Source organism: Pseudonocardia sp., from assembly GCF_025965585.1.
Lineage (GTDB): Bacteria > Actinomycetota > Actinomycetes > Mycobacteriales > Pseudonocardiaceae > Pseudonocardia.
Genome location: NZ_JAOPWR010000416.1, coordinates 1 through 10,006 on the forward strand (window position 1 = coordinate 1; position 10,006 = coordinate 10,006).

The window sequence follows — 10,006 nt, forward strand, 5'->3', positions numbered from 1 at the left end:
CAGGTCGGTGCGCAGGATGTTGGCCAGCACCAGCGCGTCGCCTGCGTCGGACTTGCGGCGCGCCACGCTGTGACGGTCGCGGTAGCGGGCCACGGCCAGCGGATTGATCGCATAGACCACGCGCCCGGTGGCGCGCAGGCACGACACCAGCAGGCCACGGCTGGTCTCGATCGCGACAGGGATCGGCGCGTCGGCGCTGTCACCGTGGGCGGCGAGCGCCTCGAGGAGCTGGTTCCAGCCGTCCACGTCGTCGCCGATCCGCTGTTGGTGCAGGACGCGGCCGCTGTCGTCGACCAGCGCGATGTCGTGGTGGTCGTCGGCCCAGTCGATCCCGCAGAACACTGTCATCGCTGCTCGCCTTCGTCGGGGAGGGTGGACTGTGAGCTGTGGCAGGGCACGCCGGCGCTCTAATGGAAGGGCTCGTCGGCCCGGCATCCCACTGGCGGTCCGTGACCCCAGCAGACCGCCGCGGCCCTCGGTCTTGATCAGCGCTGGTGCGCCCGATCGGGGAAGAGGTGACCGCGGCGGACAGCTCACGCCACGACCAACGAGCGGGAAGATCGACAGGTCGCTCGGAGGGTGGTCGGGGCGGGCGCCGGTCTCGTTCTCCAGGCTCGAGGGCCTCCTCCTGAAAGCAGGCGTCCCGGCCCCGATCGCTGCCCATTATTCTCAAGGCTGCCTCAATTTTCTTCGCGAGGGAACTCGACCCTCGCCACCGCTGACCTGCCAGTTCATCGATCAGATGCGTGCCTGCCATTATCGGGTCGAGTCGATCTGTCGCGTGCAAGGTCTCCATTCACGGTGAGGTGCGTGCTGAGAAAATGTTCCCGTGCTGGTAGATCCTCAAACCGAGCACTGACCTGACCGAATGATGGGATTTTCATTTCCGGGACATTGCCAAGGTTGGATCGGGCGGATCGCCGCGGCGAGGCCGTCCACACGAGTTCGACCGCGGTCGTCGGGTGCCACGAGGCCGCCGCAGGTGTGGTCGAGCAGTTCGGGCAGGGCGCCGCGGGCGAACCCGGCCACGGGAGTGCCGAACGCCAGCGCGCCTCGGCAACGACCAGTGCACCCACCGCGATCGGGACGATCGCCGAGATGGTCGTCGACCTTCGCCGTCGACCGCGCCCTGGCCGAGAGCGTCGACACCCGGCTCCACGTCGTGGCCGGCCGGGCGCGCGTTCAGGTACGGCCCCTCCCGCTATGACCACGACTGCCCCGTGTCGTTGATCTCGGGTACAGAGCCTTCTGGAACTCGATCGCGCCACGGCCATCGGTGACCTGGGAGTCGCAGCGTTCGCGGATGTGCCCTTACCGAGGTCAACGAGTCGCCCGGGCGAAGCAGGCGAACGGCGACGCCGGACGACGTCGAGCTTCCGTCCGGCAGGCTGCTCCGTTCGTGAGCCACTTCGACGAGCCGTTCGGGGAACGGATCGAACCCGCGGGTTTCCTGCGCGTCCTCGTCGAGCCGCGGTCCGAGACCGACCCTCCAGTGCCAGGGCGCACCGCCGTCGGCATAGGGGACGAGGACCGATGCGCCCCATCGCTCGGCGACGTCGAGCGCGCCCGTCAGCCCCGTCATCAGCTCCATCCGGCATCCCCAGAGGGCTGGTGGGATGAACAGCAGGAACCGGGCGACCGAGGAGAACAACAGCTGGAATGGATAGGTCGACCAGCCTCGGTAGCCCGAGAAGACGACGTCGGCGGGCCCCAGCTCGAGACGCGCTCTCAGTGCGACGTCCCGGACGTCGCCGCGGTCGTCCTTGCCGGAGTCGGCCAGGAAGACGGCCGAGCACCGCGAGGTGCGGACGAGGTAGGTGTTCCCCGCGTTGCGGATCTCGGGGTGCAGTTGAAGGGTGTCGGTCGGCTGTTCTCCGACGAATGGCAACGCGGTGACGGTCACATCGCCCACCTGCCACGACGCCCCCCACGGCAATGCGATGACCGTGGTGAAGCCCAGCTCGCCCAGCCGGGCCGCCATGTCACTGGCCAACAACGTCTCCCGCTCGACCACCGGGACGATCACCGGGGTGTCGGTCGGGAGGCGGAGCAACGACGCCGGATCCAGGTGGTCGGGATGGCTGTGGGTGAGCAGCACGGCGTCGATCCGCCCGAGGTCCGCGAGCTGCATCGGCTGGTAGTCGTCGGGATACCGGGCCAGCCGGGCGGGCATCCAGGGGTCGACCAGTACCTGTGCCTCGTCCCCGCGCACGACAACGGTGTTGTGGCCGCAGAACGTGAGATCCGAGGCATCGAGGTCGGGGTCGGGGCGGCCGGGCGGTTCGAGACCCAGCAGGTCCTGCTCCGCCAGGCCGGTGACGAGTTTCTGCATGTCCGGATGCAGTGAGGTGAGCGAGTGCTCGGCCAGGCCGCCGTTGCTCAGGTCCGCGATCACGGCATGGGCCAGCGGCCAGTGACCGTCGGGCAGGCGAAGCCGGACGAATCCCTCGCCGTCGACCCGGTCCTCGCAGGCGAAGGTGAGCTGCCGGGGCCGGGACAACCGGGGGTCGGGGAACCTGACGTGCTCGCGCAGCGACCACGATCCGTCGGAGCCGACCTCCGCGATCTCCCGGAACGCGTCGCTGTCCACCACGTCGGCCAGCAGCCGGGGTGCCGCGGCGCTGAGCGCACCGAGTCCGTGGGTCTCGGCGTACGCGATGAGCGGTGCGTAGAGCCGGCGGACGGAGTGCTCCGGCCTGGACGTGGTCGGGCTGCCGAAGGGGGTCCTGTCGTCGTATGCGACGTTGACGCTGACGTTCCCACGCAGCCAGAACGTGGTCATGTCCGCTCCAGCATCCGGTACACGGCGTCCCGGGCGAGCACCCGGCGGAAGGCGTCCTCGTCCCGGTACCCGGCGGCGCGGGCCCACGCGTCGACGTCCGCCGGGACTGCCGAGCCGTGGGCGCGGAACCAGTTCTCGTACAGGGTCGCAGCATCGGTTCCCGTCGCCGAGGCCGCCGGGTTGTCCTGGCCGACGGCGGCCAGGACCTTCTGCTTGTGTTCGGCCTTGGCCAGCAGGTGACCGAACTGGCCGGTGACGCGGAGGTGGTCGGGCAGCTGCGCCATCGCTTCAGGGCCCCGGCGGGTCATCACGAGCGCGAGCGCGGTCTCGGTCGCGGTGATCTCGGTGAACTGTGCGAGATCGAGGCGGTTTCCGACCAGCCATGCCTCGAAGGCGGGCTGGTCGGTCAACCCGAGCCGGTGGCACAACGCGTTGGCCTCGTCGCGAACAGCCGCCTGGCCCGGGTGCAGATTCTCCCGGCCGGCCTCGGCGACGGCGAGCGCGCGGAGCATCGCCCCGCGGTAGGCCTGCCCGAACGCGCCGTCGTCGAGTCGGAGCTCGTCGATCACGAGATCGAGGACGACCCCGTGCGAGCCGGACCCGTCGACGACGCCGGCGCTGCGGACCAGCATGTCCCACCAGATGGTGTGCTCGAAGGACCAGGGGACCTCGACCTGAGCCGGCGCCGCCGTGCGGAGGAGGTCGAGCAGATCCAGCGCGTCGAGCCGCTTCTGGTCGATCCGGCCGCTCGGCAGCCAGGTCCGTAGCTCGGCCGCAGAGCGGGTCATCCCGGACTCCTCTGCGTCGGACAGCAGCTGGGGCCACGATCGGTCGGGGTAGAAACGGGCCTTGGCCAGACGGACCAGCCCAGCGGCGTCGCCGGCGTCGAGCACCCCTGACGTGACGGCGTGGTCCAGCGTCCGCCGGATGTTCACCATGGCCTCGGAGATCACCCGGTATCCGTCGTCGGCGTTCCCGTGTGCGACGGCCACCTCGTCGTCGTCGGTCAGCTCACCCGAGACGAACCGCTCGAAGACCCACCCGACGCCGACCATGCCGAAGGCCGCCAGTTCGGCCGCCCGCAACGCTCCCATGCTGGAGGAGCCGTAGACGGGGATGCCCTCGTGCAGAGCCCAGAGGATCTCCTTGTGCCAGACGGCCGGGACCCGCTCGAAGTAACCGTCGACGATCGCAAGGGCGGTCGGTCGCATCCGGGCGGCCCGGTAGACGTCACCCTGTGCCGCCGGTCCGAGCACGGTGGCCGCGGGCAGGACCTCGGACACCGCCGTTGCGGACAGCGAGGGGCCGACGAACACGCAGATGCCTTCCCCGCGATGGCTCATCGGTCGGAGTCCCGGGACGTGACCCGGTCACGGGCCGCGGTCGCCCGCGCTCCTGGCACCCAGCCGTCGAGCATGCTGGCCCCCTCCAGTCCGGGGATGATCACCCGGACCACCGGGATGCGCAGCGACGGCCAGGTCAGGTTCAGCGCCACCACCTCGGTGATGCCCGCCCCTTTGAGCCGGTCGAGCAGCCACACGAGGTCGTCGTCGAGAGTCTCGCCGTCGAAGTCGGCTCCCTCCTCGAACGGCCGGTTGGGCGAGCCGGCCAGCAACGCCCGGTCGCGAGCGATGACGTCCGGGCTGCGCACGCGGTCGTAGTCCTCGCGGGTGACGTCGTCGCGGGACCCCGCGATGATCGTCAGCCTGCTCTGCGCGGCTTCGGTCAGCGCTCGGAGCAGCGCGACGCGCCGGGCGGGATGGCAGCCCATTCCGCCCGCCGAGTGCAGCACGTGGAAGGGGTGGTCCTCGCGTTCGGTGATGATGCAGAAGAACGCCGGGACACCGATCTCGCTGGTGGTCTCCCAGACCGCCACGTCGACGTCGGCCGCCTCGTACCTGTCGAGGATCTCCCGCGCGTCGGGGTCGGTGACGGTGGTCGGGTCGATCCGGGTCGCGGCAGCCGCCTCGGGCTCCAGCAGGTGCCACATGGTGGTGGCGTCCCGCTCGATCACCTCACAGACGGCATGGCATACCGCCTCGAGCAGGTGGTTGCCCGACGCCAACCCGTTGGACGACGCGAGGAAGCAGCCCGAGCCCGTGGGCAGCGGCAGCGTGTAGCGGGTGTGCACCAGCTCGTACGGTACCCATGTCGGGCGTTGCCCCAGGAGATCCCAACCTTCGCTCCAGAGCAGGTCGAGGTGGGGGTGGAAGGTCGATCCGGTCTGGAAGGGGAGTCCGTCGACGTCGACCACGGAGTGTGCCCAGCGCAGCTCCTCGAACGTCGCCAGCCGGACGGGGGTCGGGATCCGCTCGGCGTGCCAGGACTCGATGGACTCCATCACGGCCGAGGCCCTCGCCGCGGCGAGGTCGATGCCCTTGCCCTGCGACACCGCCAACGAGCGGGAGTTCGGCCGGTTGACGACCACGACCGGGATGCCGATCCGGTCCAGTCCGGTGATGTCGGCCATCCTGGTGATGCCCATCATCCCGAACATCGGTCTCATGCGTTCGACGGTGGCCTCGGGCGAGATGCTGCGGTGTGTCCCTCCCCTGAAGCGCTTGGGCACGGGTGGGCTCCCAGGAGCGAGGAGCGCGCGCAGGTCGTCGGACGGGGTGCTCACGTGGCGACCTCGACGCCGGTGTCGGCGGGCACCAGCCAGAGCACCCCGGCTGCGAGCAGCTGATCGATCAGCCGCCGGAGCCCGGCCACGAGCGCCGCAGCGCCGGCCTCCGCGGTGCCGGCCGGGGCGATCCGAGCGGCTACCGCATCCAGCATGTCGTCGACTGAGGCGGCCGGGCCAGGACGTGAGAGCAGTTGCAGCATCGCAGCGGGCAGCGGGACGGAGCCGGTGAACGACTGGGCGACGTAGCCGCCGTCCACGGGATGGAAGGCCACGCTCCGCGGCCACCGCAGGACGAACGCCAGCGGATCACCCGGCGACGGCAGGCACAGCCGCCAGCTGAACGGCCGCTGCGCGTAGTGGTCGGCGTACAGGATCGAGTACTCCTCGAAGCTGGGCCACAGGTGTGCGGGGAACTGGCGGTGCACGGGGAAGCGCGATCGCAGGGTGGCCTGGAACTCGGCGCGCAGCTCGTCGGCGCGGTCAGGGGGCAGCCCCCTCGACGGCCACCAGGCGGCGACGGAGACCGGGAAGTCGGTCCTCGCCAACTCGGCATGATCGATCTCGATCCCGAACCGCTCGGCGTCGTCGAAGTACTCGGTGCGCAGGTCCAGGCTGAAGCCGTGCACGTCGAAGCTGTGCTGGGGCTCGGCGAGAACGTCCGCATGGTCGAGCAGGAAGTTCAGCGTCTCCCGGGCGTCGGCCTCGGTCTCCTCCGGGAAGCCCACCATCGAGAACAGGTGCACCGCGATTCCCGCGTCGTGGACCGCGCGTAGTACCCGGGAGGCCTCGGCGACCCTGATGCCCTTGGCCATGTGGTCCAGCGTGCGTTGGGAACCGGACTCCAGGCCGAAGAACAGTTTCCGCACGCCCATCGCGGCCAGCCGGGTGCACGTGTCGGCGTCGAACCCGCGCTCCAGCCGGGCGTACCCGACCAGCGACACGTCGAGATCGCGCCGCGCGAGCTCGTCGCCCAACCGCAGCAGGAACCGGGGTGGGAGCGCCTCGTCGGTGATCTCGAAGTGCCGTGCGCCGTGTCGCTCGGCCAGCGTGGCGATGTCGTCCGCGACGGTCGCCGGCGGTCTCGTGCGGTACGGCAGGGGGGCGACCTCGTTGATGAACGGGATGTCGCAGAACCGGCACTTGTTGAAGTAGCAGCCCTTGCCGGTCAGGATCGGCAGCACCGGGACCGGCGTGAGATACAGGTGTAGGGGGAGCCCGGTGAAGTCGGGCGTCGGCAGGGCGGCGACGTCCTCGGCGCGGACGGGCCCGGCCACCGGTGACCCGGAGGCGTTCAGGGCGATCGTGTTCGGCGCGCCGGACAGTTCGCGGCCGGCCGCGACGCGCTCGAGCACGGCCAGCAGCGCCGTCTCTCCCTCGTAGGGCACCAGCACGTCGCAGAACAGCTCGAGGAACCGCGGCCGCGCCATGATCGCGTCGGCGAACTTCGCATAGACCGTCCCGCCGAGCACGACGCGGTGTCCGGCCGCCTTGCACCGGCGGGCGAGGGTCAGTCCGGGCAGGATCTGCTGGTGGTTCAGGATCGACACGCCGACGACGTCGGGCCGGTCGCGCGCGAGGTCGGCGAGCACGCCGCTCGACCACAGCTGCTCGAACACGTTGAGACCGGCGTCGGCCGTGGCGCGGTCGAGGTCGGTCAGCTGGGCGGAGTCGACGCCCTCGATCCCGTAGCTCACGGGGGCGATGTCCCACACCACCCCGGCACCGGCCGAGAGCAGCCGCAGCCCATGGGACACGGCCTCCCGGGCCTCCACGAGCTGCATCGGGTCGTAGAACGCCTTCGGGTCGCGCAGAACGTCGAGTGCGCCCGGTGCCAGCGCCACGGTCCGTTCCGCGCACAGCAGCACCTCGTCGAGGCGGAGTCGCTCGGCGGGAGAGGTCGGCTTCGACCGCCGCGTATCGGCACGTTTGACGGCCTGCTCGAGCTCCGCCGGCTGCAGCAGTTCGTGCACCGCCTCGACGTCCAGGTCGCGCTGTGTCACCTCGACGCCGTGTCCACGGAGGTGAGCGGTCAGGGAGGCGAGGGACAGATGAGGGCTGCGGGGATCCGCACCCGGCGGGAAGAGCAGGGCTGCATGCATGCTGCCTCCAGGGACTCGGGCGGCAAGCATGCCAGATAATCCGCGGGATTCGAACAAATCGGATTCCTGTTCTGGGCTACCCTCGGCGCGTCACAGTGCGGTCACAATGGACAGCCAGCCCGCCCGCGGAGGCACGTGAACCACCAGGTCGAGCTCCTCGGGCCGCCCGTGCTGCGCGTCGCGGCCTGGCCGCTGGACACCCTCGACGGCTTCCGAGCCGCGGATCTCGCCGGGGACGCCGACCGCATCCTGGTCCGGCGGCACGTGATCCTCGACCGGCGGCACGAGCTGTCCTCCGCGCTCTTCCGCGTCGTCCCCGAGCTGGCCCCGATCGAACGCCGTCACGTGCTGGCCCTGCGACGTGCGTTGTACGCCGGTGCGGAACCCGTGGAGCCGGGAACGGCGATCGCGGCGCTGTCCGGCCGCGACGGACTCATCTCCAGCCTCCTCCGCGATGCAGCCGATCGGGACCACGTGGCGGGGATGACCGCACGGTTCCGGTTGTCCTGGGCTGCGGAGGAGCGCCGCCAGCGCGAGCTCCTGCGCGCGACGACCGCCTCGCCGGCGTTCCGGCGGGCACTGGCCGTCGGCCACCCGCAGGTCTACGACGAGGTGGAGCGGACCGGGACCGGCAGCACCGAACCCACCGGCTCCAAGCAGCGCCGGAGGCTCGACGACACGCTATGGCGGCTGCTCGCGCGCGCCTGCACACGGCCGACGCCGCAGGGTCTCTGGGCCGGCGTGGCGCCGCTGGGCCCGCCGCGGTCCGGGGCCGGTCCCGCGGAGTACGGGATCGGAGTCCGGCTGGCCCCGTTCCGCGCGGTCGTCGAGGCGCTGGCCGCGCGACAGCCTCTGCGGGGTCCGCTGCGTCGTGATCCTTCCGTGCACCGCGACGAGGGTGGCTGGTGGTGGCTCGGCGTCGGTCCGGCCGGCCCGGTCTGGTCACGACTGATCACCAATCCGCTGCTCGACGTGATCCTCACCGCGTTCGACGGCGGGCTGGAACTGCATCCCGGTCGGTTGATCTCCGAAGTGGCCGGTGGCAGCCCGTCCGTTCGCGACCGCCTGCCGGACGTTCTGCGCAGCCTGATCGCCCGAGGTGTGCTGCGCCCTGCGGTCGGCCTGCCCGGTGCGGCGTCGGACGTGTGGGTGGCCCTGGACGCGGTCACCGGTCTGCTCCCGGCGGACGACGGCGCCGAGTGGACGCGCTGTATCGCGCTGCTGAAGGTGGCGTGCGCAGGACTGGCCACGGGTCTCACCGCCGGCTGGCCGCCGGAACGGGTGCGGGCTCAGGTTCGTGCATGTGACGACGTCGCCGTGCGGCTCTGCGCCCATGCGGGCGTCGATGCGCCCGCGACAGGCATCGTCACCGTCGATCTCCGACTGGGTGCGGAGCTCGGACGGGACTGGACCGGCGCCCATGACGCCAGAGCGGTCGCGGCGGTGTCCGCGGGTCTCTCCGTGCACGGGGCCGACGGAGGTGCAGAGCGCTACCGGCGGGAGTCGGTCGCCGAGCTCTCGGCCGCGCTCGCCGGGCACCCGCCGCTCAGCCCGGGTGAGGCCATGCGCCGCTGGGACGCACTGCGGGCGTCCCGCCGGTATCCCGGGCGCCGGCCGATCACGCCGGATTCCTCGGACACCCGCCCCGGCATCCTCGACCACCGGTTCGGATCCCGGCCCTTCGCGGCGTTGGGGACGCAGGCCGACTGCGACACCTGGGAGGACAGGCTCGCAGCGCACTGGCGCGAGCCGGTGTTCACCGCGGATCTTCCCGGCGGGGTGCCGCCGACGTGCGGACGCGGCGCGGCGTTGCTGGCCCCGGACGGCCGCGGCGGGCTCGCGTTCCTGTGGGGACGCCCCCAGCCCGGGTTGTTCCAGGCCCGGCACCGAGGACTGTCCGCGGTGGGTGACGGGTTGCGGGCCGCGTTGGGCGAGGCGGTCGAGCTCGTCGGGCGGGACTGCGACGAGCCCGCCGTCGCGGTCCGTCCCGAGCTGACCCGGCACCGGCTCGATCTCGGGTCGGCCGCGGCCGCCCGTTGGCGGTTCACGGCCGCGCCTGACGGCCGCATCTGGCTGAGCGACAGCGATGAGCCCGAGAACCGCCGGCTGCCGATCTACAGCTCGGCCGCGGCGATGGGCGCCCACGACCCGTTGGGGGAGCTGCTCTGGACGGCCGCCATGAGCCATGGCTGGGAGTGGCTGTCGTTCGGGCTGCCCGCGCTCCCCGCGGAACGGGCCGCGTGGGGGCACCACCCCGAGGTGCGGTCGCCGGACGGGATCACCGTCGCCGCCCGCCGCTGGTCGCTGTCCGTGGCGACCGTCTCGTCGATCACGGCGGCGGTGGGGCCCGACCGCTACCTCGCCTGGCGGGACGCCGTGCGCAATCTGGCTGTTCCCGAGCTGGTGCAGCTGCGGACGGAGGATCCGCAGGCCACCCCGTCGGCTGTGCCGACGAGCAGCCCGCTGGCCGTCGACGCGTTCTTCGGTCGGCTCCGGTCG

6 protein-coding genes are annotated in these 10,006 nt (G+C 71.4%); 1 reads left to right on the top strand and 5 read right to left on the bottom strand.

Going from position 1 to position 10,006, the window contains the following annotated elements; genetic code table 11:
- From JWR81_RS25670 to JWR81_RS25690, 5 genes are all read right to left on the bottom strand, one after another.
- Window positions 1-348: transposase (locus JWR81_RS25670; protein WP_297658422.1), on the bottom strand; the 348-nt coding region annotated here is incomplete at its 3' end.
- 853 nt (window positions 349-1,201) lie between these two features.
- Window positions 1,202-2,782 (bottom strand): MBL fold metallo-hydrolase, encoded by a 1,581-nt coding sequence (locus JWR81_RS25675; protein WP_297658424.1) that lies wholly within the window; start codon window positions 2,780-2,782, stop codon window positions 1,202-1,204.
- A complete protein-coding gene (locus JWR81_RS25680) occupies window positions 2,779-4,125 on the bottom strand; it encodes a TfuA-like protein (protein WP_297658425.1) in 1,347 nt (448 codons plus the stop codon). Before JWR81_RS25680 ends, JWR81_RS25675 begins: the two co-directional genes overlap by 4 nt.
- Window positions 4,122-5,405: a YcaO-like family protein gene (locus tag JWR81_RS25685; RefSeq protein WP_367278855.1), complete on the bottom strand. Its 1,284-nt coding sequence runs from the start codon at window positions 5,403-5,405 to the stop codon at window positions 4,122-4,124. Before JWR81_RS25685 ends, JWR81_RS25680 begins: the two co-directional genes overlap by 4 nt.
- Window positions 5,402-7,408: a radical SAM protein gene (locus tag JWR81_RS25690; RefSeq protein ID WP_297658427.1), complete on the bottom strand. Its 2,007-nt coding sequence runs from the start codon at window positions 7,406-7,408 to the stop codon at window positions 5,402-5,404. Before JWR81_RS25690 ends, JWR81_RS25685 begins: the two co-directional genes overlap by 4 nt.
- Window positions 7,409-7,642: 234 nt before the next feature.
- Between JWR81_RS25690 and JWR81_RS25695 the strand changes: the two genes are divergently transcribed.
- On the top strand, window positions 7,643-10,006 hold a 2,364-nt coding region (locus tag JWR81_RS25695), incomplete at its 3' end, for a lantibiotic dehydratase (protein WP_297658430.1).

Coding starts and splice junctions, on each gene's coding strand:
- JWR81_RS25680 (WP_297658425.1), bottom strand. CDS start 4,125: ATGAGCCATCGCGGGGAAGGCATCTGCGTGTTCGTCGGCCCCTCGCTG.
- JWR81_RS25675 (WP_297658424.1), bottom strand. CDS start 2,782: ATGACCACGTTCTGGCTGCGTGGGAACGTCAGCGTCAACGTCGCATAC.